Source organism: Streptomyces sp. NPDC001393, from assembly GCF_053597455.1.
In genome coordinates this window covers 1-23,488 of the sequence record NZ_JBSFIH010000004.1, presented here as the reverse complement: position 1 = coordinate 23,488, position 23,488 = coordinate 1, and the positions used below count along the sequence as shown (strand labels likewise).

The window sequence follows — 23,488 nt, the reverse complement described above, 5'->3', positions numbered from 1 at the left end:
TCCACATGTCCGTGGGAGAGACCCCGCTCACCGTCGTCGGCAACCTCACCGATGACCCCGAACTCCGCTTCACCCCCAGCGGCGTGGCCATGGCGAAGTTCTCCGTCGCCTCCACCCCGCGCAGCTACGACAAGACCTCCGGTCAGTGGCAGGACGGCACCGCGATGTTCCTGCGCTGCACCGCATGGCGCGACCTGGCCCAGCACATCGCCGAGACGCTAGCCAAGGGAATGCGCGTGGTCGTCACCGGTCGCCTGCGTCAGCACAACTGGCAGAACGAGCAGGGAGAGAACCGCTCGATGCTCGGCCTGGAAGTCGACGACATCGGCCCTTCGCTTCAGTTCGCCACGGCCAAGGTCGAACGCGTCCAGCGCAAGGGCGCCACCTCCGCCCCGGCTACCGACCCGTGGAACACCGCGGCTCCCGCCTCCGGCGGGTGGGGCACGCCCGCCCCCGCCGGCGACCGGCGGCAGGGCGACGAGCCGCCGTTCTAAATACGCCCGGGGCGGGCGCCGTCTCACCACAAGCCTGCGCCCGCCCCGGTTCTCCAGTCCCTCCGCAGAGAATCAGGAGACCCCCAGCATGACCCAACACGCGGCATTCGGCGAGGGCCCTTCGGCCCATACCACCCAGACGAGCCGCGCCCCCTTCCGCCTCCCGCCCGGCGCCGGTGAGCGCCTGCGCACCGCCCTGGCCCTGGCAGAAGCGGGCGTGCCGGTGCTGCCCCTGCGGGAGGGCAAGGGACCGTTCGGCAACTGCCGCGCCTGCATCCGCGGTACCTGCGGCGGCCGACCCAACATGAAGAGCGCAGGGACCTGCCGCTGCCCCGCCCCGTGCCACGCCTGGGCAGCCGCAACCACCGACCCCCGCGTGATCACCTCCCCCGCGTGGGCTACGGCATGGCGTGCGGCCGGAGTGGTCGGCTACCACCCCGCCGGATGCGGGCTCACCGTCGTGGACCTGGACAACGCCCGCGCCGTTACCTGGGCACGCCAGACGCTCCCTGCCACCCGGACCGTTCCCACCACACGCGGCGAGCACTGGCTCTACCTGGGGACCATGCAGTCCGCCAACGCCGTACGGCCCGGCGTGGACATCAAATCGCGCATGGTCTACGCCCGCTGGCTCGGACCCGGCACCGGCACCATGACGGCCCTGCCGTCCGCCGTCCGCGCCCTGGTGGTGAGGGAAGAGGCCACCCCCGCCCGCGCCGGGGTGGCCTCTTCCTCCGACCCGCGCGCCACGTGGGAACGGTCCGTGGCCCACGGATGCCGCCACACCGAGCGCTACATCCGCACCGGCCTGGAACGCGGCCTCGCCATGGTCACCGCCCACACCGAATCCGGGGCCGGATCACAGGCATTCGGCGTGGCCCGGTTCCTGGCCTCCCAGCACACCCAGTGCCCCGGCCCCTGCGGCCTGGACGCCATCGGGCAACAGATCGTGGCCGCGGCCGTCGCCGTCGGCGTCCCCGAGCCGTACGCGCAACGAGCCGTCGCCAACGGCCTCGCCACCGGCAGGGAGCACGCCGCATGACCGCCGAGGAACTGCCTGCCCCCTCGAACCCGCTCGCCGTCGCCCGGCGCATCCTGCCGGACTGGCAGACCGAGGACGGACACCTGACCCGCCGGCGCTGGCGCGGCTCGTGGATGCGCTGGACCGGCACCAGTTGGCGCGAGTTGGACGACGCACAGGTGCGGGCCCACATGTACGAGCGCCTTGAGCACGTGGTCTACCAGGCGCCCGGCAAGGATGGGCAGCCCGAGGAACGCGACTGGGCACCGACCAAGCAGAAGATCAGCAACCTCCTCGACGCGCTCGGGGCCATCACACTCCTGGCCGCTGACACCGACGCCCCCGCATGGCTCGACGGCCAGCAAGACGGCGGACCGATCGTGGCGTGCGAGAACGGGCTGCTCCGGATCCGTGACCGGCACCTTCTGCCGCACACCCCCGGCTTCTTCAACCTCGTCTCCGTCCCCTTCGCCTACGACCCCGACGCCACGGCGCCAGCCTGGGAACGGTTCCTGGCGCAGATCTGGCCCGACGACGCCGACGCGATCACCGCGCTTCAGGAGTGGTTCGGCTACGTCCTGTCCGGCCGCACCGACCTGCAAAAGATCCTGCTCATCGTGGGCCCCTCCCGCTCAGGCAAGGGCACCATCGCGCGCGTGCTGAAAGCGCTGGTCGGCAAAGAGAACCTTGCCGGGCCGACGCTGGCCGGACTGGGCACGAACTTCGGAATGTCGACCCTGATCGGGAAATCGCTGGCGATCATCTCCGACGCCCGGCTGTCCGGCAACGACAACAGCCAGGTGGTGGAGCGGCTGTTGACCATCTCCGGTGACGACACCATCGACGTGGACCGCAAGTTCCGCGAGCAGTGGACCGGCAAGCTGCCGTCCCGGCTGATGATCCTGTCCAACGAACTGCCGCACTTCGGCGACTCCTCCGGCGTCATCGCGAACCGGTTCGTCCTTCTCAGCATGCGGGTGTCGTGGCTGGGCAAGGAAGACCCCACCCTCACCGACCGCCTCACCGCCGAGATGCCCGGGATTCTGAACTGGGCCCTGGAAGGACTCGCGCGGCTTCAGCGTACCGGCCGGCTCACCGAACCCGCTTCCAGCCGGGAAGCGGTCACCACCATGCGGGACTCCGCCTCACCCACGTCCGCCTTCGTCCGCGAGCGCTGCACGACCGGCCCCGCGTGCACCGTCGCCGTGGACGACCTGTGGGCGGTCTGGCGGGAGTGGGCCGAGGACAACGGCGTCCGCTCCGGCACGAAACAGCTCTTCGGCCGCAACCTCCTGTCCGTCATCCCCCAGCTCAACCGCACCCGCCCCCGCGCCCCCTCAGGCGAGCGGATTGCCACCTACAACGGAATCACCCTCGCCGGTTGAGCCCACAATCCGCCGGGTCGCGGCCCATCGCGGCCCACCCCGCCTGAGCTGTGCTTTTCCCACACCTCACCACCAGCCCATCGCGGCCCACCGTTTCCACGCCGTGGGCCGCGATGGGCCGCACAACACCGCCACAAAGCCGCAGGTCACAGCCTTGGGCCGCGATGGGCCGCGACCCACAGCATTGTGACGCCAACCACACCCCGCCCGGTCCTCTCGCCCGAGGAGAGAACACCGCATGAGCACCCCGACCCGTAAGCGCCGCACGCCGAAAGACGAACTGGTGCCCCTGAGTGAGGCACTGGAAGAACTCCGTATCAGCCGCGCCACTTGGTACCGGTGGCGCAACCACGGCTACGCGCCGGAGGCCCGGCGTACGCCGTCCGGCCGCATCTGCCTACGCCGCAGTGTCCTGGACGCCTTCAAGGATGAATTGGAAGCCGCGTGACTGAGTGGAGCTACACCGTCAAGATCTGGGCGATCCGCAAGCGCGAATACCGGAAGCCCTATCAAGTCCGCTGGAAGGTGGGCACCAACCCACACGCGGAGTCGTTCCTCACCCTGGGCCTGGCGGAGAGTCGCCGGGCCCAGCTCATTACCGCGGCCCGCGAGGGCGAGCCGTTCGACGTGGACAGCGGATTGCCGAAGTCCATGGTCGTGAAGGAGCGGGACATCTCGTGGTATGACCACGCCCGCAACTACATCGACATGAAGTGGGACCACTCCCCCGCCTCCACACGCCGCACGCTGGCCGAAGCGATGGCGACGGTGACACCCGTGTTCGTGAAGGACACCAAGGGCATGCCGAACGCCAGAGTCGTGCGGCAGGCCCTGTACAGCTGGGCATTCAACAAAAACCGCTGGACCGAGGAGACCCCCGCCGACGTGGCCAAGGTGCTGGAGTGGTTCAAGCGCAAGTCGCTACCCACGTCTGCCCTGTCGGATCTCCTGCTGGCACGGGCCGCTCTCAACGCCGTGTCCCTGAAGCTGGACGGGACAACCGCAGCGGCAGGAACCATCAGCCGAAAGCGCGCGATCTTCTACAACTCGCTGGAATACGCCGTAGAGGCCGAACTCCTCGCCGACAACCCGCTTATCCGCCTCAAGTGGAAGGCGCCGGAGCAGGTAGTAGAGGAAGTCGACCCCGAGTGCGTACCGAACCCCGAACAGGCGGCCAAGCTGCTGGCCGCCGTACGGGATCAGAGCCCGCGTGGCCGCCGACTAGTGGCGCTCTTCGGCTGCATCTACTACGCGGCGGCGCGGCCGGCCGAAGTCATCGGTTTGAGGCGTCGTGACTGCGACCTGCCCCGGCGCGGGTGGGGGCTACTCCGACTGAGGGAAACTCGCCCCCGGTCCGGCGCCGCCTGGACGGACAGCGGTGAGGCGCACGACAAGCGGGGGCTCAAGCATCGGCCCCGGCGAGCCGTCCGCCACGTGCCGATCCCGCCCGAGCTGGTCGCCCTGCTGAGGTGGCACCTCACCGCGTACGACACCGCCCCGGACGGCCGCGTGTTCCAGACCATGCGTGGCGGGTTGGTCCAGGACACGGGCTATGGGGAGGTCTGGGCTGAGGCTCGCTCGCGGGCCCTGACCCTTGGGGAGTTCGAGTCGGTATTGGCCAAGCGCCCGTATGACCTTCGCCACGCTGCGGTGTCCACCTGGCTCAGCTCCGGGGTGGAGCCTCAGCTCGTAGCGGAGCGCGCCGGCCACAGCGTGGCGGTGCTCTTCCGGGTGTACGCCAAGTTCCTCAAGGACGGAGACGAGGCGGCGAACGCCAAGATCTCTGCCCGCTTGAGGCAGGCCGGGTGACGGGCCATAAATCCCGTCCACGCTCCGTCCACACACATCGAGATGCGGCGTTCGAACGCGAGACAGCGTGAGACAGTCCCGCTGATCACCCGGGGGTACGACAAGGGCCCCGTGACCTGCTGTTTACGCAGGTCACGGGGCTCTCGTTCCCGTGTGGCGGCGCCAGGATTCGAACCTGGGAAGGCTGAGCCGGCAGATTTACAGTCTGCTCCCTTTGGCCGCTCGGGCACACCGCCGGGGTGACCACCAGATCGAACCGCTTTTCGGCGGCGCTCCCTGGCGACGACGTAAACAATACCCGATACACAGGGGTGCTTCGCCACCCGATTGATCTCCGCCCCTCGGCTCGCGGGATGGCTAGGCTGGTGCGGATGCGGCCCGGTGTCATGCCGGGCCCGGCGGCCGCCGCCGTGCACGCCGGCATGCACCCGATACGCACCGATTCGCACCGATAAGCACCCCGATACAAGGAGCCACAGGACATGGCCGACTCCAGTTTCGACATCGTCTCGAAGGTCGAGCGGCAGGAGGTCGACAACGCCCTCAACCAGGCCGCCAAGGAGATCTCGCAGCGCTACGACTTCAAGGGCGTGGGTGCCTCGATCTCGTGGTCCGGGGACAAGATCCTCATGGAGGCGAACTCCGAGGACCGGGTGAAGGCCGTCCTCGACGTCTTCCAGTCCAAGCTGATCAAGCGCGGTATCTCGCTGAAGGCCCTGGACGCGGGCGAGCCCCAGCTGTCCGGCAAGGAGTACAAGATCTTCGCGTCGATCCAGGAGGGCATCTCCCAGGAGAACGCGAAGAAGGTGGCGAAGATCATTCGCGACGAGGGCCCGAAGGGCGTGAAGGCCCAGGTCCAGGGTGACGAGCTGCGCGTCTCCTCCAAGAGCCGGGACGACCTGCAGGCCGTGATCGCGCTGCTGAAGGGCAAGGACTTCGACTTCGCGCTGCAGTTCGTGAACTACCGGTAGGACCCACCAGCACGTCCTGCGGGACAGCTGCAGGACAGCGGCCGACAGCCGCGACAGCAGGGAGGGACGGGCGCCCCCGAGCGGTGCCCGCCCCTCCCTGCTGCCGTCGCGCGCGTGCGCGCCCTGTCGACCGTATGTTCCCGGCCTGTTGACATGAAGGACGCCACCGGTCCACCACCCGGTTGCGGCGGTCACTAGGGTGCGGCGCATGACATCCACCGGCACCGCACTGCGCCGCACCCTCGGCGTGCGGGACGCCGTGGTCGTCGGCCTCGGTTCGATGGTCGGGGCCGGTGTGTTCTCGGCCCTGGGGCCGGCCGCGCGCGCGGCCGGATCGGGGCTGCTGCCCGGGCTGGCGCTCGCGGCCGTGGTGGCCTACTGCAACGCCATGTCGTCGGCCCGGCTCGCCGCGCGTCATCCGGCCTCCGGCGGGACGTACGTGTACGGACGGGAACGGCTGGGCCCTTTCTGGGGCTATCTCGCGGGCTGGGCCTTCGTGGTCGGCAAGACGGCGTCCTGCGCGGCCATGGCGCTCACCGTGGGCGCCTACGTCTGGCCGGGTCAGGCGCACGCGGTGGCGGTCGCGGCCGTGGTCGCCCTGACGGCCGTGAACTACGGCGGGATCCAGAAGTCGGCGTGGCTGACGCGGGTGATCGTGGCGGTGGTGCTGGCCGTCCTCACAGCCGTGGTGGTCGGATGCCTGGCCGCAGGGCGAGCCGGCACCGGGCGGCTGGACATCGGGCTGTCGTCGGGCGCGGGCGGGGTCCTCCAGGCGGCGGGGCTGCTGTTCTTCGCGTTCGCCGGGTACGCGCGGATCGCGACCCTCGGGGAGGAGGTACGGGATCCGGCGCGCACGATCCCGCGTGCCATTCCGCTGGCCCTGGGGATCGCACTTGTGGTGTACGCGTGCGTGGCCGTCGCGGTGCTCGCCGTCCTCGGTGCGGACCGGCTCGGGCACTCGGCGGCGCCGCTGGCCGACGCGGTACGGACGGCCGGCCTGCCGGGGCTCGTCCCGGTGGTGCGGGCCGGCGCGGCGGTGGCGGCGCTCGGCTCGCTGCTGTCGCTGATCCTTGGCGTGTCCCGTACGACACTCGCCATGGCCCGGGACGGGCATCTGCCGGGGCCGCTGGCGGCCGTGCACCCGCGTTTCCAGGTGCCGCACCGGGCGGAGCTCGCGGTGGGCGCGGTGGTCGCCGTACTGGCCGCGACGGTCGACGTGCGCGGCGCGATCGGCTTCTCCTCCTTCGGCGTGCTCGCCTACTACGCCGTCGCGAACGCCTCCGCGTGGACCCTGAGTCCGGCCGTGCCGGCCCGCGTGGTGCCCGTGGTCGGCCTGCTGGGCTGCGCCACGCTGGCGTTCGCGCTGCCCGCCGTCTCGGTGGCGGTGGGAGCGGGTGTGCTCGCGGTGGGCGCGGCGGCCTACGCCGTACGACGGTGGGCGCGGCGTACCGGGTGACGTCGGCGGCGTACCGGGTGACGTCGAACGGGATCGTTGCCGAGCGGGATCGTTTCCGTACGTTCTCTGTACGTTCCCGATCAGGCCACAAGGTTGCTGCGGATCTGCGGGAACGCCTGACGCACTGATACTTGTGGCAGCAGGCATGCCGACGGAGCGACCCGGAGAGGTACCGATCATGAAGGTGTTCAACCTGCTGCTCAACATCCTGTGGCTCATCCTGTGCGGCTTCTGGATGGCGATCGGTTATGTCATCGCTGCCCTGATCTGTTTCGTCCTGATCGTCACCATCCCGTTCGGCATCGCGTCGCTGCGCATCGCCGGCTTCGTCCTGTGGCCGTTCGGCCGGACGACCGTGGAACGGCCGGACGCGGGGGCGGGGTCCTTCATCGGCAACGTGATCTGGGTGATCTTCGCGGGATGGTGGCTGGCCCTGGGGCACCTGATCACGAGCATCCCCCTGTTCCTGTCGATCATCGGGATCCCCTTCGGCTGGGCGAACCTGAAGCTCATCCCGATCTCGCTGATGCCGCTCGGGCGTGAGGTGGTTCCGTCGGACCGGGGGTTCGCCGGGCGCTGACGCCGCTGCGCCAACCGCTGGTCAGGGCGGCAGCAGCGTCCCCAGCGGCCCGCGGTCGATGTTGAGGTCGGCCAGGATGAGGCCGTAGCGGTCGCGCAGTTCGGCCATCCGGGCGGGCGGGCAGCGAGAACGCCCGGTCCGCGACCTCGCGCAGCCGATCGGGGCGGGCGGTCAGCGGGGACTCGTCACTGGAGCCACCGTGTCCTGGGAGCGCCTGCCGCGGGGGCGCGAACGTCGCCCACTGCTCGTCGAGCTGCTCCCGGACGGCCACCACCACGGCGCGCAGCGAGATCCTCACGAGATCGATGTCGTCCTCGCGATGGAATCGATGTCGGCGATGGACAGGACGAGATCTCCGCTGAGCGCCACACCACCGGTCAGCAGCCGGTCCAGCGGCGGGGCCTCACCGGTTGCGGCCTGCCATCTGCTCCAGCCGGGCGATGCGCTCCGCCATCGGCGGGTGCGTGGAGAACATCCTGGTCAGCCCCTGTCCCGCGCGGAACGGGTTCGCGATCATCATGTGGCTCGCGGTCTCGAGCCGCGGCTCGGGGGGCAGCGGGAGCTGCTGGGTACCGACCTCCAGCTTGCGCAGGGCACTGGCGAGGGCCAGCGGGTCGCCGGTGAGCTGGGCTCCGGAGGCGTCCGCCTCGTACTCCCGGGAGCGGCTGATGGCCAGCTGGATGAGGCTGGCGGCGAGCGGGCCCAGGATCATGATCAGGAGCATGCCGAGCAGGCCCGGGCCGTCGTCGTCGTCCGAGCGGCCGACCGGGATCAGCCAGGCGAAGTTCACCAGGAACATGATCACCGAGGCGAGGGCGCCGGCCACCGAGGAGATGAGGATGTCCCGGTTGTAGACGTGACTGAGCTCATGGCCGATCACGCCCCGCAGCTCGCGCTCGTCCAGCAGGCGCAGGATGCCCTCGGTGCAGCACACGGCCGCGTTGCGCGGGTTGCGGCCCGTGGCGAAGGCGTTGGGGGCCTCCGTGGGCGAGATGTACAGACGGGGCATGGGCTGGCGGGCCTGCGTGGACAGCTCGCGGACCATGCGGTACAGCGCCGGGGCCTCGAACTCGCTGACCGGGCGGGCGCGCATCGCGCGGAGCGCCAGCTTGTCGCTGTTCCAGTACGCGTACGCGTTCGTGCCGAGGGCCACCAGGACCGCGACGACCAGACCCGTGCGGCCGAAGAAACTGCCGATGACGATGATGAGTGCGGACAGTCCCCCGAGGAGTACTGCGGTCCTGAGCCCGTTGTGCCGGCGGTGCACCGTGCGCCCTCCAAATCGTGCAGCTGGGGAACACTTTGGTCCAGTGGACCCTCCCGTCTGTGACAACGCCAGGCGGCGGCTGGGAGTTCCCTGGTGGGTGCGGGTGCGCGTCGGGCCGTACGGGTGAGGGGGTACGTACGGCCGGGTGAGCGGGGTGCTTACGGCCGGGCGAGTGGGGCGCGTTCGGCCACGCGCGCGTGGAGGCCGGGGGGCCTCACGCGCGTGTGACCGGGTCTCAGAACAGCCCGGTGGCCGCGAAGCGGAGGACCAGCTGGGGTGCTCCGGACAGGGCGACGCCGAGTACGCCGGTGAGGGCGAGGGCGGCCGTGAGGGGGGCCGGGACATGGTGCCGCGCGGGCTCGCCTTCGGGGGCGCGGAACAGCAGGGCCGTCCACTGCAGGTAGTAGAACAGGGCGATCACCACGTTGACGGCCATGACGACGGCGAGCCAGCCGAGGCCCGCGTCCACGGCCGCCGAGAACACGGTGACCTTGGCGAACAGCCCGATCACGCCCGGCGGCAGCCCGGCAAGGCAGAGCAGGAAGAAGGCCAGCAGGAGCGCGGTGAGCGGGTTGGCGGCGTACAGGCCGCGGTAGTCGGAGATCCGGTTCAGGGCCCGGCTGCGGCCCACCAGGGCGGCCACCGCGAACGCGCCGAGGTTCACGGCGGCGTACATGAGCGCGTACGCGACCGTCGAACCGATCGCCTTCTGCGCGTCCTTGGCGTAGCCGGCGGCGGCGATCGGCACCAGCAGGTAGCCCGCCTGGCCGACGGAGGACCAGGCGAGCAGTCGTACGGCGCTGTACGCGCGCGTGGCCTGCTGGCGCAGGGCGCCGACATTGCCGACGGTCATGGTGAGGGCGGCCAGCACGGCGAGCGCGGGGCCCCAGACGTCGGAGTACGACGGGAACGCGACGACGGTGACGAGGATCAGGCCGGAGAAGCCGACCGCCTTGCCGACGACCGACAGGTAGGCGGCGACGGGCAGCGGCGCGCCGACGTAGGTGTCGGGCACCCAGAAGTGGAACGGGACGGCGGCCGTCTTGAAGGCGAAGCCGATCAGGGTGAGGACGACACCCGCCTGGGCGAGCGTGTGCAACTGTCCGCCGACGTGGGGCAGGCGCTGGGCGACCTGGGTGAGGTAGAGGGTGCCGGTGGAGGCGTAGACGAAACTGATGCCCATCAGGCTGACCGCGGTGGCCGTCACCGAGGACAGGAAGAACTTCAGGGCGGCCTCGGAGGACCGCTCGTCGCCGTGCCGGATGCCGACGAGGGCGAAGGCGGGCAGGGAGGCGACCTCCAGGGCGACGATCAGGGTGGCCAGGTCGCGGGAGGCGGGGAGCAGGGCGGCACCGGCCGCGGAGGACAGCAGCAGGAACCAGAACTCGCCGGGCGGGACGCGCCGCTGGTCGTCCCTGAGGTTCGTGACGGAGAGCAGGGCCGCGAGGAGCGCGCCGCCGAGGACGAGGAACTGGATGACGAGCGCGAAGTGGTCGGCTGTGTAGCTGCACGCGCGCGTACCACCGCCGTTCACGCAGAAGGTGCTGCGCTCGCCGCCCAGCAGGGGCAGGAGCATCAGCGCGGCCACGGCCAGCCCGGCGACCGAGACCCAGCCGAGGACGGCCTTGCGGGCCTCGGGCAGGAACAGGTCGGCGACCAGAACGACGAGTCCGACCGCGGCGGCGATGGTCGGCGGGGCGACGGCGAGCCAGTCGACGGACTGGACCAGCGACTCGGCGAGGGGCTGGGCGCTCATCGGGTGCCTCCTGCGAGGAGCTGGTGCACGGCCGGGTCGGTCAGGCCGAGCAGCGCCCTCGGCCACAGTCCGGCGACGACGGTGAGGGCGACGAGCGGGGTCCAGGCGGCGAACTCGTAGCCGCGCACGTCGGCGAGCTTCGGGACCTCCTGTTGCCCGCCGCCCATGCAGACGCGGCGGACCACGATCAGCATGTACGCGGCGGTCAGCAGGGTGCCGAACGCGCCGATCGCCATGAAGGTGAGGAAGGCCGGCCGGCTGAGGTCGCCGGCGGGCTTGAACGCGCCGAACAGCGCCAGCATCTCGCCCCAGAACCCGGCGAGCCCGGGCAGGCCGAGGGAGGCGACCGCGCCGAAGGCGAGCAGGCCGCCGAGGCGCGGGGCCTTGCCGTACAGGGCGAGGCCGGTCTCCTCTGCAAGGGTGTCGAGGTCCGTCGTGCCGGTGCGGTCCTTCAGCGCGCCGACCAGGAAGAACAGCAGGCCGGTGATGAGGCCGTGGGCGATGTTGGCGAACAGGGCGCCGTTGACGCCGGTCGGCGTCATGGTGGCGATGCCCAGCAGGACGAAGCCCATGTGGCCGACGGAGGAGTAGGCGATCAGCCGCTTGAGGTCGCCCTTGGCGCCGCGCTTGGCGAGGGCCAGGCAGGCCAGGGATCCGTAGATGATCCCGACCACGGCGAACGCGGCGAGGTACGGCGCGAAGGTGTGGAAGCCGTGCGGCGCCACCGGCAGCAGAATCCGGACGAACCCGTACGTACCCATCTTCAGCAGGACGCCGGCCAGCAGGACCGAGCCGACGGTCGGCGCGGCGGTGTGGGCGTCGGGAAGCCAGCTGTGCAGCGGCCACATCGGCGACTTCACCGCGAGCCCGATCCCGATCGCCAGAACGGCGATGACCTGCACGGACGCGGTCAGGGACCGGCCATTGTCAGTGGCGAGTGCCACCATGTCGAACGTACCCGCCTTGATCCCGATCAGGAGCAGGCCGAGCAGCATGACGACGGAGCCGAGCAGCGTGAACAGGATGAACTTCCACGCGGACCGGGTCCGGCCCTCGCCGCCCCAGCGGGCGATGAGGAAGTACATCGGGATGAGCACCATCTCGAACGCGAGGAAGAACAGCAGCAGGTCGAGGACGGCGAAAGTGGCGAGGGTGCCGGACTCGAGCAGGAGCAGCAGTGCGACGAACGCCTTCGGGGAGCCGTCCGCGGGCGGCTTGAAGTAGGAGTACAGCGCGCAGAGGAAGGTCAGCAGCGCGGTCAGCACGAGGAGGGGGAGCGAGATGCCGTCGATGCCGAGGTGGATCCGCACGTCGAGTGCGGGGATCCAGCTGATGTCGGTCGTGGCCTGCATCTTCGACGGATGGCCGTGGTCGAAGCCGAGCGCCAGGGCGATCGCGGCGATGAGGATCGCGCCGGTCACGGTCACACCGTGCCGCAGCACGGCCTGCTCGGGCGACTTCCCCTTCAGTCCGGGCGGGGCCGGGAGGAGGGCGGCGACGGCGCCGAGGAGCGGGCCGACGACGACGAATGCCAGAAGGAACTGCATCACGGACTCGTTGATATCGATCACGCCTGCTCACGCTCCCGTGGCGACGAGGACGACGGCGACCGCCAGGACGACGGTGCCGGCGAGCAGCGCGCTCACATAGGTCTGCACATTGCCGGTCTGCGCCCGCCGTACGGCGGCCCCGAGCAGCCGGGGCAGGGCGGCCGCGCCCTGTACGTAGGTGTCGACGACCTCACGGTCGAGGAACCGGACGAGACTCGCTCCGGCCTGGACCGGGCGGACGAACAGCGCCGCGTACACGGCGTCCAGGTGGAAGCCGGCGGCCGCGTGCCGATGGAGCGGTCCGAGGAGCAGCCGGCCGGGGTCGGGCGCGTGGGCGAGGTCGGCCGGCCCGTGGTCGGCGAGGGCATGGGCCTCGACCAGGCTCGCGTCGCCCTCCGGGTGCGCGGCAGCCTCGCCCTGGAGGTGCTCCCACTCGAAGGAGGGCGCGGGTGCCGCCGGGACCCGGGCGGCGAGTGCGCTGGTGCGCTGCCAGGCGCCGTAGGTGAGCAGCCCGCCGACCAGGGCGAGGCCCGTGCCGAGGATGGAGGTGAGCAGGGTCGGGGTCAGGTCGCGGCCGTCGAACCAGCCGGGCAGCGCCCGGTAGGCGAGCCCGCCGAAGGCGAGGGACGGCACGGCGAGGACCCACAGCACCACGGTCATCGTCAGCGGCTGCCGCCCGTGGTCGGGGGCCTCGGCGCCCCGGCCGCGGAAGGCCAGCAGCCACAGCCGGGTCGCGTAGGCGGCGGTGAGGAGGGCGGTGACCAGCCCGGCGACGAGGACGATCCAGCCAGCGGCGCAGGGGGCGTGGTCCGGGTGGCCGTCGACCACGTGCTCGGCGGCGCCGAGGACGGACTCCTTGGAGAAGAAGCCGCTGAACGGCGGGATCGCGGCGAGCGCGAGGAGCGCCACGGTCATCGTCCAGAACGCGTCCGGGACGCGGTCGCGCAGGCCGTGCATGCGGGACATGGCGGCCAGCGAGTTGGTGCCGGCGGCGTGGATGATCACGCCGGCCGCGAGGAACAGCAGCGCCTTGAAGGCGCCGTGGGACAGGAGGTGGAAGACGGCGGCACCGCGGTCGCCGACGGCGAGGGCACCGGTCATGTAGCCGAGCTGGCCGATGGTCGAGTAGGCGAGGACGCGCTTGATGTCGTCCTGGGCGAGCGCGGCGAGGCCGGAGCCCACCATCGTGACGGCGGCCATGACGGCGAGGACGACCATCGCGGCCCGGGAGGCCTCGAACACCGGAAGGAGACGGGCGATGAAGTAGACACCGGCGGCGACCATCGTCGCGGCGTGGATCAGCGCCGAGACGGGCGTGGGGCCCGCCATCGCGTCCGGGAGCCAGGTGTGCAGCGGGAACTGCGCCGACTTGCCCGCGACACCCGCGAGGAGCAGCAGGGCGACGACGGTCGGGTGGTGCAGGTTGCCGCTCGCGACGGCGCCGAGGACACGCGTGATCCGGAACGAGCCGGCGTCGGTGGCGAGCGCGAACAGGCCGATGAGGAACGGCACGTCGCCGAGCTTGGTGACCAGGAAGGCCTTCAGGGAGGCGGCGCGGGCCTCGGGGGTCTCCCAGTAGTGGCCGACCAGGAAGTAGGAGCAGATGCCCATGACTTCCCAGCCGACCAGCAGCACGATCAGGTCGCCGGAATAGACGACCAGCAGCATCGCGGAGGTGAACAGGGAGACGAGGGCGGCGTACGAGGGGTAGCGCGGGTCGTCGCGGAGATAGCCGGTCGAGTAGATCTGCACGCAGGCCGCGACGAACGCGACCAGGACCGCGACGAGCGCGGCGAAGCCGTCGACGTACAGGGCCAGGTCGATCGGGACCGAGCCGGTGGGCGTCAGCTCGGTGTGGGCGGTGATGGCCTGACCACCGCCCTGGCGTGCGGCGACGAGTGCGGCCAGGACGAGCGAGGCCAGCGGCGGCAGCACGGCGAGCGGGCGGACGAACCCGGGCGCGATGCGGCCGAGCAGCAGTCCGGCCGCGGCGCCGAGGAACGGCAGTAGGGGGACGAGGACGGCGAGGGTGGTCGTGGTCACGCGGTGGCCTCAGCCTTCTCGGCCGCGGAGGAGTCCGGTGCCTCGGTGCCGGGTCCCTCGGCGGTGTCGCGGAGCTTGTCGATGTCGGAGGTGCCGCGGTTGCGGTAGACGGCGAGCACGATCGCCAGGCCGATGCCGATCTCGGCGGCGGCGATGGTGATGGTGAACAGGGTCAGCGCCTGGCCGGAGTGCAGGGTCTCCTTCGCGGCCCGGCTGAGCCAGACGTCGAAGGCGACGAGGTTGAGGTTGACGGCGTTGAGCATCAGCTCGACCGACATCAGGACCAGGATCGCGTTGCGGCGGGCGAGGACGCCGTACAGGCCGGTGCAGAACAGGAGGGCGGAGAGTACGGCCGGGTAGGCGAGGTGCATCAGCGGGCGCCTTCCTTCTCGGCTTCGGTGGCCGCGTCGGCCCCGGAGGCGGCGTTCGTGTCTGCCTTCGCCTTGCGGGACAGGACGATCGCGCCGACCAGGGCCGCGAGGAGCAGCACGGACAGGGCCTCGAAGGGCAGCACCCAGTTCCGGAACAGGCTCTCGCCGGTGACCCGGGTGGAGCCGGCGGCCGGCCCGCTCAGGTCGATCCAGGTGGTGCGGAAGGCGTCGACGACCACCCAGACCAGGGCGACGGCGGCGGCGACCGCGACAGTCAGGGCGGCCCAGCGGTTACCGGAGTCGGCGTCCGGGGAGCGGCCGATGGGGGCCTTGGTGAGCATCAGCCCGAACAGGAGGAGGACGACGACGGAACCGACGTAGATCAGGACCTGCACCCAGGCGATGAACTCGGCCGTGAGCAGCAGGTACTCCACGGCGAGACCGCCGAGCGCGACCACCAGCCACAGGGCGGCGTGCACCAGCTGCCGGGTGGTGACGGTGACCAGCGCGGCGCCGAAGGTGACCAGCCCGACCAGGAGGAAGGCGATCTCGACGCCGGTCGGGGACAGGAAGCCGTGCGCGGCCGCGGCAAGAGGCACGCCGGAGTGACCCGCGGCCGGGCCCAGGGTCGAGGCAAGGGTTGAGGCGAGGGTCACGACGCGCCCTCCCCTGGTTCGGCCTGCGCGGCCGCCAGTTTCTCGGCGGTCTTGCGGGCGGCGGCGATCTCCTTGGGCTCCTCGGCGGCGGGGTCCAGGGCCGGCGGGGCCGGGACGGTCCACATCCACTCGCGGAGCTTGTCCCGCTCGTGGGTGAGGTCGCGGATGTCGGTCTCGGCGTACTCGAACTCCGGGGACCAGAACAGCGCGTCGAAGGGACACACCTCGATGCAGATACCGCAGTACATGCACAGGGAGAAGTCGATGGCGAACCGGTCGAGGACGTTGCGGCTGCGCTCGCGACCGCCGGGGGCGGCCGGCGGGACCGTCTCCTTGTGGGAGTCGATGTAGATGCACCAGTCCGGGCACTCGCGGGCGCAGAGCATGCAGACCGTGCAGTTCTCCTCGAACAGGCCGATCACACCGCGGGTGCGGGGCGGCAGTTCCGGCAGGGCGTCCGGGTACTGCTCGGTGACGTGCTTCCTCGTCATCGTGCGGAGGGTGACAGCCAGGCCCTTGGCGAGGCCGGAGCCGGGAATGCGGGGCCGGGTGGGCGGGAGGGACTCAGCCATCAGGAGATCACCACCTTGACGATGCCGGTGAGGGCGATCTGGGCGAGGGAAAGGGGCACGAGGAGGGTCCAGGACAGCTTCTGGAGCTGGTCCTCGCGCAACCGCGGGTAGGTGACGCGGAGCCAGATGACGAGGAAGGCGAGGATCGCGGTCTTCAGCAGGGTCCACAGCCAGCCCAGGCCGTCGTGACCCCAGGGGCCGTGCCAGCCGCCCAGGAAGAGGACGGTGGTCAGGCCGCACAGGACGACGATCCCGGCGTACTCGGCGAGGAGGAAGAGGGCGAACCGCAGTCCGGTGTACTCCGTGTACGCGCCGAAGATGATCTCCGAGTCGGCGACGGGCATGTCGAACGGCGGACGCTGCAGCTCGGCGAGTCCGGCGACGAAGAAGACCACCGCGCCGGTGATCTGCCAGGGCACCCACCACCAGTGGAAGGCGTGCAGGATGCCAGGCAGGGAGACGGTTCCCGCCGCCATGGCAACCGAGGCGGCGGCGAGCAGCATCGGCAGTTCGTAGGCGAGCAGCTGGGCGGCCGTGCGCAGGCCGCCGAGCAGGGAGAACTTGTTCGCGCTGGCCCAGCCGGCCATGAGCGAGCCGAGCACGCCGACGCCCATCACCGCGAGCACGAAGAACACGCCCGCGTCGAGGACCTGGCCGACGGCCCCCTTGCTCGGGCCGATCGGGATGGCGAGCAACACGAGGAGGTACGGCAGCAGGGCCACGGCCGGGGCCAACTGGAAGACGCGGCGGTCGGCGCCGGCCGGGACCACGTCCTCCTTCTGCGCGAACTTCACGCCGTCCGCGATGAGCTGGGCCCAGCCGTGGAAGCCGCCGGCGTACATCGGGCCGAGGCGGCCCTGCATGTGCGCCATCACCTTGTGCTCGGTCTGGCCGACGATCAGCGGGAAGGTGAGGAAGACGACGAACACGACGACGAGTCGCAGGGCGACGTCCCACACGCCGTTCACTGCGGGCCTCCTGCGGGGTTGTCGTCGTTGGGGTGGGGGTTGGACCCCGGGTCGGGGTCGGCGTCGGGGTTCTGGTGGGGCCCGTCGGGAGTGCCGGGGTCGGCGTCGGTCCGCTCCGGTTCCTCCGGCGCCTGTTCGGGTGCCGTCGGGCCCTGTTCAGGTGCCATCGGGCCCGGTTCCGGCGTCGGCGGGGCCTGTTCGGGCTCCTCGAAGGCCGGGCGGGCGTGGTGCCACGGTGCGTCCGAGCTGCGTGGGGCCGTGCTCCGGCGGGCGGGGCGCGCCGCGCTGTCCGGCACCGCCGACTCACGGGGAGCAGGTGCGGCTCCCTCATCCGTAGCCGGTGCCGTCGGCTCTCCAGCAGCCGGTGCCGTCGGTTCCGGAGTCCCGGCTCGCTGTGTGGCCGAGCCCTCCGAGGCGCTGCGGGCGCGGCGCGGACGGGCCGGGGCGGGGCCGGGCTCGTGGGCCACGGAGGCCTCGGCAGCCGGACCCTCCGCCGCCGCGGCACGGGTCGCCTCACCCTCGGCAGCGGTCCGCTTCAGCTCGGCCGCGTCCTGAGGTGCCGGCGTCTGGCTCACCGAGCCCTCGCTCGCGCTCCGCATCCGCCGCGGCCGGGCACCAGCAGCACCCACAGCCCCGGCGCCTTCAGCAGGACCGGCAGCCCCGGCACCTCCGGTAGCGGCAGCGGTCTCGGCGGTCTGGCTCGCCGAGCCCTCCGCCGCCGTGCGGGTCCGCCGTACCGGACGGTCCCCGGCCGCGCCCGCGCGGGCTGCCGGACGCTCGCCCGCCGCGCGGGCCGCGCCGCGCGCCGGACGGGCCGGGGCAGGGGGCAGCTGGCCCTTCAGGGGGCCCCACTCGTTGGGGTCCGGGACGCCCGGAGGGAGCATCTGGCGGCGCTTCGGGCCGCCGTGCTCGGATTCGCCGGGCTCCTTCGCGCCGGGCCAGGCCTTGGCGACGCGCGCGGCGAGGACGAAGTCCTTGCGCAGCGGGTGCCCCTCGAAGGTCTCCGGGAGGAGCAGGTGCTCAAGACCAGGGTGCCCCTCGAACACCACGCCGAACATCTCGTGGGTCTCGCGCTCGTGCCAGGCGGCGCCCGCGTAGACGCCGACGGCGGAGGGCAGCGTCGGTGCCTCGTGCGGGACGGTCGTACGGACGAGGAGGCGGCGGACCGGGCCCAGGGCGACGACGTGGGCACAGACGCGGAAACCCGTGCCCGGTTCGTCGACCGCGCTCAGCCAGTCGAAGTAGGTGCAGCCCAGGGTCGTACGGGCCGTCTCCAGGGCGGTGAGCCAGGAGGACGGGGGTACGTCCACGGTCAGGAGGTCGTACGACGCCTCGGCCGTGGCGTCCGTACCGAAGAGGTCCTCGACCGGGGCGGGCAGCCAGCCGACGGTGCTCATCGGGTGTCCCCCTCACCGGCGGGGGCAGGCGGCTTCACCAGGTCGCTGGTCAGGGCGGCCGCGGACGGCCGGGCGGAACCGGCGCCGTACCGCTCCCCCAGCGACTCGCGGGCGATCTTCTCCTGGAGCTTGAGGATGCCCTGGAGCAGCGCCTCGGGGCGCGGCGGGCAGCCGGGGACGTACACGTCCACCGGGATGATCTGGTCGACGCCCTTCGTCACCGAGTACGAGTCCCAGTACGGGCCGCCGCAGTTGGAGCAGGCGCCGAAGGAGATGACGTACTTCGGCTCGGGCATCTGCTCGTACAGGCGCTTCACGGCCGGGGCCATCTTGTCCGTGACCGTGCCCGACACCACCATCAGGTCGGCCTGGCGGGGACCGGGGGCGAACGGGATCACGCCGAGGCGGATGAAGTCGTGGCGGGCCATCGACGCGGCGATGAACTCGATCGCGCAGCAGGCGAGGCCGAAGTTGAAGACCCAGAGCGAGTAGCGGCGACCCCAGTTCAGGACCACCTTCATCGGCTCGGGGGCCAGGCGGGCCAGGGCACCCAGCCGCTTCGGCTCCGGCAGGTACACGGGCTCCGGGTTCACGTCCATGCCAGGACGCCCTTCTTGTATGCGTACAGCAGGCCCACGGCGAGGAAGCCGAGGAAGACGAACATCTCCACAAGCGTCGTCGCGCCGTAGCCGGGGGCGGCGAAGACCGTCGCCCAGGGGAAGAGGAAGATCGAGTCGATCGCGAAGATCACGTACAGGAAAGCGTAGACGTAGTAGCGGACCTGGGTGTGGGCCCAGCCCTCGCCGACGGGGTCGACGCCGCACTCGTAGGTCAGGAGTTTCTCGGGGGTCGGCACGACCGGGCGCAGCAGCCGGCCCGCGCCGAACGCGACCGCGACGAACAGCACGCCGACGAGGGCGAGCAGGCCCACCACCGAGTAGGACCGGAAGTAACCGTCCGCGATGACGTGCGCCGCGGCGGCCGTCGAGTCCCCCAACGTCTCCCGCACCGTCCGACCTCGCTCCCTGACACCATTCGACGATCTGTACGCACGGGAGTCTAGGCCCTGATAAAGAGCTGGTAAGCAGCCAGTCACGCCGTGAGACAGGTGACGGCGACGGGCGACGTGTGCGGGGTGGGGTTTTCCCCCGTCGGCGGAGGGCGGCATACCGCATGGCGCGGAGGGTGCCGGGCACGGCAGGCTGACCGGTATGACCGCTACCAGCTCCGCCGTCGGCCGGGCCGACGGCCCCGACCGGCTGCCGCCGATACGGCCGGCGTACGACGCGCACACGTGGAAGGAGATCCTGTATCTCCTGCTGAACCTGCCGGTGACGGTGTTCGGCTTCGTCTACGCGATCACTGCGCTGTCCGTCGGCGGAGCCCTGACGATCACCGTCGTCGGCCTGCCGCTGCTGGCCCTCGGCCTGCTGGGCTCCCGGCAGCTGGGGAAGCTGGAGCGAGCCCGCGCGCGGTGGCTGCTCGGGGTGCGGGTGGAGGAGCCGACACCGCTGCCGCTCGCGAGGAGCGGCGGGCCGGCGCAGCGGGTGTGGATGGCGCTGAAGGACCCGGTGGGCTGGCGGACGCTGCTGTACGACCTCATCCGGCTGCCCTGGGGCATCCTCACCTTCTGCACCGTGCTGACCTCGTTGTTCGTGCTGTGGCCGGTGCTGCCGTATCTGGCGCGGGGTCTGGCGAACGTGGACCGCTTCATGGTGCGCGGGCTGCTGTCGCCCTCGGACGAGCTGGAGCGCCGGATCGCCGAGCTGGAGTCGGACCGCGGGGTGGTGGTCGACACGGCCGCCGCCGATCTGCGGCGCATCGAGCGGGACCTGCACGACGGCGCCCAGGCGCGGCTGGTCAACCTGGCCATGGGGCTCGGTCTGGCCAAGGAGAAGCTGCTGGAGGATCCCGACTCGGCGGCGGCGATGGTGGAGGAGGCGCACGGCGAGGTGAAGCTGGCCCTGCAGGAGCTGCGCGACCTCGCCCGCGGCATCCACCCGGCCGTACTGACCGACCGGGGCGTGGACGCGGCCCTGTCCTCGGTCGCCACCCGCTGCACGGTGCCGGTGAAGGTGACCGTCGACCTGCCGGAACGGCCCGCCCCGGCCATCGAGGGCATCGCCTACTTCACCGTCTCCGAGCTGCTGCAGAACATCAGCAAGCACAGCCGGGCCCGCTCCGCCTCGGTGGACGTGTGGCGCACCGAGGACCGGCTGCTCATCCAGGTCCGGGACGACGGCCGGGGCGGCGCCCGCCTCGAGGGCGGCACCGGCATGCGCGGCCTCGCGGACCGACTGGGCGCGGTGGACGGCCTGTTCGTACTGGACTCACCGCCCGGCGGCCCGACGGTGGTCACGGCGGAGCTGCCGTGGCGGAACCGCACGGAGTAGCCAACGGCTCCTCACGCAAGTACCGGCAACCGACGGCACCAAGAAACCACCGGCACCGAAAACAGAACGGCCAACCCGCCGGAGGCCATGGTGGGGAAAACCCCCGCCCCAAGACGCCGACGACCTCCATGGCCCGGAAACACCCGGCGCACGACCCTGGGAACACGGCTGAACCGCCGCTCACACGACGAGAAGCTGAACCGCCGCTCACACGACGAGAACGGGACGAGATCGATGGCCATGGAGTACGGACACGGATACGGGCGGGGGGACGAACGGACCCGCACCGGCTTTCAGCTCCCCCCCGCCCTGCGGGCGCCGTTCGAGGCGCGCAGCTGGCGTGAGTTCGGCTATGTCCTGCTGAGCCTGCCGATCTCGATCGTGCTGTTCACCTGGACGGTGACCATGGCGTCGCTCGGCTCGGGCCTGCTGGTGACCTTCCTCGGCGTTCCGGTGCTCGCGGCGGCGCTCGCCGGCTGTCGCGGCTTCGGCGCGCTGGAGCGGGCGCGGGCGCGCGGGCTGCTGCGGCTGGAGGTGGCCGAGCCGGAGCCGCTGCGGGTGCGCAAGCCGGGCGCGCCGGCCTGGATGGGCGCGGTGCTCAAGAGCGGCACCTCCTGGCGGAACCTGCTGTACGCGCTGGTGCAGTTCCCGTGGGCCGTGTTCTCGTTCACGGTTGCGGTGACCCTGTGGCCGCTCGGCTGGATGCTGCTGACCTACCCGCTGTGGTTCTGGGTCTTCCCGATGTACGGCGGCCAGGGCGGGCTTCAGCTGTACGGCGACGAGCACCACAGCGTCTATCTCGACAACCCCTTCGAGATCACCGTGACCTCGCTGGTCGGGCTGCTGTTCACGCTGGCCACGCCGTGGATCGTACGGGCCCTGACGACGGTGGACGGGCTGCTGGTGCGGGGCCTGCTGGGGCCGTCGCCGCTGTCGGCGCGGGTGGTGGAGCTGGAGTCGGACCGCGGGGTGGTGGTCGACGCGGCCGCCGCCGATCTGCGGCGCATCGAGCGGGACCTGCACGACGGCGCCCAGGCGCGGCTGGTCAACCTGGCCATGGACCTGGGGCTGGCCAAGGAGAAGCTCCGGGAGGACCCGCAGGCGGCGGCGCGGATGGTGGACGAGGCGCACGGCGAGGTGAAGACGGCACTGCAGGAGCTGCGCGACCTCGCCCGCGGCATCCATCCGGCCGTGCTGACCGACCGGGGCCTGGACGCGGCCCTGTCCTCGGTCGCCTCCCGCTGCACGGTACCGGTGCGGGTGGAGGTCGATCTGCCGGCCCGACCGGCACCGGCCATCGAGGGCATCGCCTACTTCACCGTCTCCGAGCTGCTGCAGAACATCAGCAAGCACAGCCGGGCCCGCTCCGCCTCGGTGGACGTGTGGCGCACCGAGGACCGGCTGATGCTGCAGGTGATGGACGACGGCGTCGGCGGCGCGGACGTCTCCCGCGGCTCGGGTCTGGCCGGTCTCGCCGGCCGCCTGGACGCGGTGGACGGCGTCCTCGTGGTGGACTCCCCGGCGGGCGGCCCCACCCGGGTGATCGCGGAACTGCCCTGGCGGACCTGACGCCCGGCCGCCCTCCTCCGGCGACGGAATCGCGCCGACGCGGCGAGCGGCGCGTACCGAATGCTGGAATGCTGGACCTCCGTACGGGACCTGTGTAGGGGACTTGGGGGGGGCCGGAAGATCGTGGAGGACAGGGTGCGGGTGGTCATCGCCGAGGACTCAGTGCTGCTCAGGGAGGGCCTGACCCGGCTGCTGACCGACCGCGGGCACGATGTCGTGGCGGGCGTCGGGGACGCGGAGGCGCTGGTGAAGACCATCGCCGACCTGGACGCACAGGGCGAGCTGCCCGACGTCGTGGTGGCGGACGTACGGATGCCGCCGACGCACACCGACGAGGGCGTCCGGGCGGCCGTACGGCTGCGAAAGGCCCATCCGCGGCTGGGTGTGCTGGTGCTCTCGCAGTACGTGGAGGAGCGCTACGCGACCGAGTTGCTGGCCGGATCCAGCAGGGGGGTGGGCTATCTGCTCAAGGACCGGGTCGCCGAGGTGCGCGAGTTCGTGGACGCGGTGGTGCGGGTGGCCGGGGGCGGTACGGCGCTGGACCCGGAGGTGGTCGCGCAGCTGCTCGGCCGCAGCCGCAAGCAGGACGTGCTGGCGGGGCTGACCCCGCGGGAGCGCGAGGTGCTGGGGCTGATGGCGGAGGGGCGCACGAACTCGGCGATCGCCCGGCAGCTGGTGGTCAGCGACGGTGCCGTGGAGAAGCACGTCAGCAACATCTTCCTGAAGCTCGGTCTGGCGCCGAGCGACGGGGACCACCGGCGTGTTCTGGCCGTACTGACCTATCTGAACTCCTGACCAAAACACACTGTGTCAGCAGGGCGTCAGAGGATCCGGCTTCTGTGGGAAGACGGGTACCCGGACAGAGGACCGGAGGACGAACCGGGAAAGGACCGCCCTGACACCGCAGCGCCCTGCCGACCCGAAGCGCCACAGGCCGACTCGATGTCGTCCAATCTGTGGATGGCCTCGGGAAGGCGACCCTAACCGACGTAGGGTTGATCCTGGGATGGTCCGTGGGACGACCACGCCCCGGACAGCCGCCTCGAAGGAGGTCCAGTTCAGTGACCAGCCAGGTCAGCAGCCAGGCGGAGCAGACCGACGGAGCCGTCGTCGGAGAGCAGCGCAAACCGGGCGGCGCGAAGGATGTGCGGCGCCTGGACCGGGTGATCATCCGGTTCGCGGGGGACTCGGGTGACGGTATGCAGCTCACGGGTGACCGGTTCACCTCGG

General features: G+C 71.3%; 23 protein-coding genes and 1 tRNA gene. 11 read left to right on the top strand and 13 right to left on the bottom strand.

The window, feature by feature from the left end; genetic code table 11:
- The first annotated feature begins 5 nt into the window (after window positions 1-5).
- From ACWC2T_RS06780 to ACWC2T_RS06760, 5 genes are all read left to right on the top strand, one after another.
- Window positions 6-494: a single-stranded DNA-binding protein gene (locus ACWC2T_RS06780; RefSeq protein ID WP_450669374.1), complete on the top strand. Its 489-nt coding sequence runs from the start codon at window positions 6-8 to the stop codon at window positions 492-494.
- A gap of 88 nt (window positions 495-582) precedes the next feature.
- Window positions 583-1,536, top strand: coding sequence for a bifunctional DNA primase/polymerase (locus tag ACWC2T_RS06775; RefSeq protein WP_450669373.1), 954 nt, complete (start codon window positions 583-585; stop codon window positions 1,534-1,536).
- Window positions 1,533-2,900 carry a DNA primase family protein gene (locus tag ACWC2T_RS06770; protein WP_450669372.1) on the top strand — a complete coding sequence of 456 codons (1,368 nt, stop codon included), beginning with the start codon at window positions 1,533-1,535 and terminating at the stop codon, window positions 2,898-2,900. The genes ACWC2T_RS06775 and ACWC2T_RS06770 overlap by 4 nt, the downstream gene beginning before the upstream one ends.
- Before the next feature lie 238 nt (window positions 2,901-3,138).
- Complete coding sequence (locus tag ACWC2T_RS06765) at window positions 3,139-3,348, top strand: helix-turn-helix transcriptional regulator (protein WP_071373403.1); 210 nt, start codon at window positions 3,139-3,141, stop codon at window positions 3,346-3,348.
- Window positions 3,345-4,709 (top strand): tyrosine-type recombinase/integrase, encoded by a 1,365-nt coding sequence (locus ACWC2T_RS06760; RefSeq protein ID WP_450669371.1) that lies wholly within the window; start codon window positions 3,345-3,347, stop codon window positions 4,707-4,709. Before ACWC2T_RS06765 ends, ACWC2T_RS06760 begins: the two co-directional genes overlap by 4 nt.
- Before the next feature lie 154 nt (window positions 4,710-4,863).
- On the opposite strand, the gene ACWC2T_RS06755 is transcribed toward ACWC2T_RS06760, so the two are convergent.
- Window positions 4,864-4,945: transfer RNA gene (locus ACWC2T_RS06755), tRNA-Tyr, on the bottom strand.
- Between the two features lie 246 nt (window positions 4,946-5,191).
- Here ACWC2T_RS06755 and ACWC2T_RS06750 point away from each other — a divergent pair.
- The 3 genes from ACWC2T_RS06750 (at window position 5,192) to ACWC2T_RS06740 (ending at window position 7,716) form a co-directional block, all read left to right on the top strand.
- A complete protein-coding gene (locus tag ACWC2T_RS06750; RefSeq protein ID WP_166001462.1) occupies window positions 5,192-5,680 on the top strand; it encodes a YajQ family cyclic di-GMP-binding protein in 489 nt (162 codons plus the stop codon).
- A gap of 208 nt (window positions 5,681-5,888) precedes the next feature.
- Window positions 5,889-7,136: an APC family permease gene (locus ACWC2T_RS06745; protein ID WP_450669370.1), complete on the top strand. Its 1,248-nt coding sequence runs from the start codon at window positions 5,889-5,891 to the stop codon at window positions 7,134-7,136.
- Between the two features lie 178 nt (window positions 7,137-7,314).
- Window positions 7,315-7,716, top strand: a complete 402-nt coding sequence (locus tag ACWC2T_RS06740) for a YccF domain-containing protein (RefSeq protein ID WP_450669369.1) — start codon at window positions 7,315-7,317, stop codon at window positions 7,714-7,716.
- 294 nt (window positions 7,717-8,010) lie between these two features.
- Here the strand turns inward: ACWC2T_RS06740 and ACWC2T_RS06735 are convergent, their stop codons facing one another.
- The 12 genes from ACWC2T_RS06735 to ACWC2T_RS06680 all read right to left on the bottom strand — a co-directional run bounded on the left by ACWC2T_RS06735 (window position 8,011) and on the right by ACWC2T_RS06680 (window position 19,305).
- Window positions 8,011-8,085, bottom strand: a complete 75-nt coding sequence (locus tag ACWC2T_RS06735; RefSeq protein ID WP_450669592.1) for a hypothetical protein — start codon at window positions 8,083-8,085, stop codon at window positions 8,011-8,013.
- Between the two features lie 34 nt (window positions 8,086-8,119).
- On the bottom strand, window positions 8,120-8,983 hold the full coding sequence (gene htpX, locus ACWC2T_RS06730) for a zinc metalloprotease HtpX (protein ID WP_450669368.1): 864 nt from the start codon (window positions 8,981-8,983) through the stop codon (window positions 8,120-8,122).
- A 235-nt stretch (window positions 8,984-9,218) separates the two neighbouring features.
- Complete coding sequence (locus ACWC2T_RS06725) at window positions 9,219-10,739, bottom strand: NADH-quinone oxidoreductase subunit N (RefSeq protein ID WP_450669367.1); 1,521 nt, start codon at window positions 10,737-10,739, stop codon at window positions 9,219-9,221.
- Entirely contained in the window at window positions 10,736-12,310 is a 1,575-nt protein-coding gene (locus ACWC2T_RS06720; RefSeq protein WP_450669366.1) for an NADH-quinone oxidoreductase subunit M, read from the bottom strand. The genes ACWC2T_RS06725 and ACWC2T_RS06720 overlap by 4 nt, the downstream gene beginning before the upstream one ends.
- 6 nt (window positions 12,311-12,316) lie before the next feature.
- A complete protein-coding gene (locus ACWC2T_RS06715) occupies window positions 12,317-14,332 on the bottom strand; it encodes an NADH-quinone oxidoreductase subunit 5 family protein (protein ID WP_450669365.1) in 2,016 nt (671 codons plus the stop codon).
- Complete coding sequence (gene nuoK / locus ACWC2T_RS06710) at window positions 14,329-14,703, bottom strand: NADH-quinone oxidoreductase subunit NuoK (protein WP_450669364.1); 375 nt, start codon at window positions 14,701-14,703, stop codon at window positions 14,329-14,331. Before nuoK ends, ACWC2T_RS06715 begins: the two co-directional genes overlap by 4 nt.
- Window positions 14,703-15,302 (bottom strand): NADH-quinone oxidoreductase subunit J family protein, encoded by a 600-nt coding sequence (locus ACWC2T_RS06705; RefSeq protein WP_450669591.1) that lies wholly within the window; start codon window positions 15,300-15,302, stop codon window positions 14,703-14,705. Before ACWC2T_RS06705 ends, nuoK begins: the two co-directional genes overlap by 1 nt.
- Window positions 15,303-15,355: 53 nt before the next feature.
- The gene (locus ACWC2T_RS06700; RefSeq protein ID WP_450669363.1) at window positions 15,356-15,931 is read right to left on the bottom strand and encodes a NuoI/complex I 23 kDa subunit family protein; all 576 of its coding nucleotides are present in this window, start codon (window positions 15,929-15,931) and stop codon (window positions 15,356-15,358) included.
- Window positions 15,931-16,899 carry a complex I subunit 1/NuoH family protein gene (locus ACWC2T_RS06695; RefSeq protein WP_450669362.1) on the bottom strand — a complete coding sequence of 323 codons (969 nt, stop codon included), beginning with the start codon at window positions 16,897-16,899 and terminating at the stop codon, window positions 15,931-15,933. The genes ACWC2T_RS06700 and ACWC2T_RS06695 overlap by 1 nt, the downstream gene beginning before the upstream one ends.
- Window positions 16,896-18,296: an NADH-quinone oxidoreductase subunit C gene (locus ACWC2T_RS06690; RefSeq protein ID WP_450669361.1), complete on the bottom strand. Its 1,401-nt coding sequence runs from the start codon at window positions 18,294-18,296 to the stop codon at window positions 16,896-16,898. Before ACWC2T_RS06690 ends, ACWC2T_RS06695 begins: the two co-directional genes overlap by 4 nt.
- Entirely contained in the window at window positions 18,293-18,895 is a 603-nt protein-coding gene (locus ACWC2T_RS06685; protein WP_450669360.1) for an NADH-quinone oxidoreductase subunit B, read from the bottom strand. Before ACWC2T_RS06685 ends, ACWC2T_RS06690 begins: the two co-directional genes overlap by 4 nt.
- Entirely contained in the window at window positions 18,886-19,305 is a 420-nt protein-coding gene (locus ACWC2T_RS06680; protein WP_450669359.1) for an NADH-quinone oxidoreductase subunit A, read from the bottom strand. The genes ACWC2T_RS06685 and ACWC2T_RS06680 overlap by 10 nt, the downstream gene beginning before the upstream one ends.
- A 202-nt stretch (window positions 19,306-19,507) precedes the next feature.
- Between ACWC2T_RS06680 and ACWC2T_RS06675 the strand changes: the two genes are divergently transcribed.
- From ACWC2T_RS06675 to ACWC2T_RS06665, 3 genes are all read left to right on the top strand, one after another.
- Window positions 19,508-20,689, top strand: a complete 1,182-nt coding sequence (locus tag ACWC2T_RS06675; protein WP_450669358.1) for a sensor histidine kinase — start codon at window positions 19,508-19,510, stop codon at window positions 20,687-20,689.
- 234 nt (window positions 20,690-20,923) lie between these two features.
- Window positions 20,924-22,258 carry a sensor histidine kinase gene (locus ACWC2T_RS06670; RefSeq protein WP_450669357.1) on the top strand — a complete coding sequence of 445 codons (1,335 nt, stop codon included), beginning with the start codon at window positions 20,924-20,926 and terminating at the stop codon, window positions 22,256-22,258.
- 135 nt (window positions 22,259-22,393) lie between these two features.
- Window positions 22,394-23,053: a LuxR C-terminal-related transcriptional regulator gene (locus tag ACWC2T_RS06665; RefSeq protein WP_450669590.1), complete on the top strand. Its 660-nt coding sequence runs from the start codon at window positions 22,394-22,396 to the stop codon at window positions 23,051-23,053.
- Window positions 23,054-23,488: the final 435 nt, after the last annotated feature.

What these genes read in the sequence shown, in the direction of transcription:
- ACWC2T_RS06770 (WP_450669372.1), top strand. Translation starts at nt 1,533, where the DNA reads ATGACCGCCGAGGAACTGCCTGCCCCCTCGAACCCGCTCGCCGTCGCC.
- ACWC2T_RS06745 (WP_450669370.1), top strand. Translation starts at nt 5,889, where the DNA reads ATGACATCCACCGGCACCGCACTGCGCCGCACCCTCGGCGTGCGGGAC.
- ACWC2T_RS06765 (WP_071373403.1), top strand. Translation starts at nt 3,139, where the DNA reads ATGAGCACCCCGACCCGTAAGCGCCGCACGCCGAAAGACGAACTGGTG.
- ACWC2T_RS06670 (WP_450669357.1), top strand. Translation starts at nt 20,924, where the DNA reads ATGGCCATGGAGTACGGACACGGATACGGGCGGGGGGACGAACGGACC.
- ACWC2T_RS06690 (WP_450669361.1), bottom strand. Translation starts at nt 18,296, where the DNA reads ATGAGCACCGTCGGCTGGCTGCCCGCCCCGGTCGAGGACCTCTTCGGT.
- ACWC2T_RS06685 (WP_450669360.1), bottom strand. Translation starts at nt 18,895, where the DNA reads ATGGACGTGAACCCGGAGCCCGTGTACCTGCCGGAGCCGAAGCGGCTG.
- ACWC2T_RS06725 (WP_450669367.1), bottom strand. Translation starts at nt 10,739, where the DNA reads ATGAGCGCCCAGCCCCTCGCCGAGTCGCTGGTCCAGTCCGTCGACTGG.
- nuoK (WP_450669364.1), bottom strand. Translation starts at nt 14,703, where the DNA reads ATGCACCTCGCCTACCCGGCCGTACTCTCCGCCCTCCTGTTCTGCACC.
- ACWC2T_RS06750 (WP_166001462.1), top strand. Translation starts at nt 5,192, where the DNA reads ATGGCCGACTCCAGTTTCGACATCGTCTCGAAGGTCGAGCGGCAGGAG.
- ACWC2T_RS06675 (WP_450669358.1), top strand. Translation starts at nt 19,508, where the DNA reads ATGACCGCTACCAGCTCCGCCGTCGGCCGGGCCGACGGCCCCGACCGG.
- ACWC2T_RS06700 (WP_450669363.1), bottom strand. Translation starts at nt 15,931, where the DNA reads ATGGCTGAGTCCCTCCCGCCCACCCGGCCCCGCATTCCCGGCTCCGGC.
- ACWC2T_RS06775 (WP_450669373.1), top strand. Translation starts at nt 583, where the DNA reads ATGACCCAACACGCGGCATTCGGCGAGGGCCCTTCGGCCCATACCACC.
- ACWC2T_RS06780 (WP_450669374.1), top strand. Translation starts at nt 6, where the DNA reads ATGTCCGTGGGAGAGACCCCGCTCACCGTCGTCGGCAACCTCACCGAT.
- ACWC2T_RS06740 (WP_450669369.1), top strand. Translation starts at nt 7,315, where the DNA reads ATGAAGGTGTTCAACCTGCTGCTCAACATCCTGTGGCTCATCCTGTGC.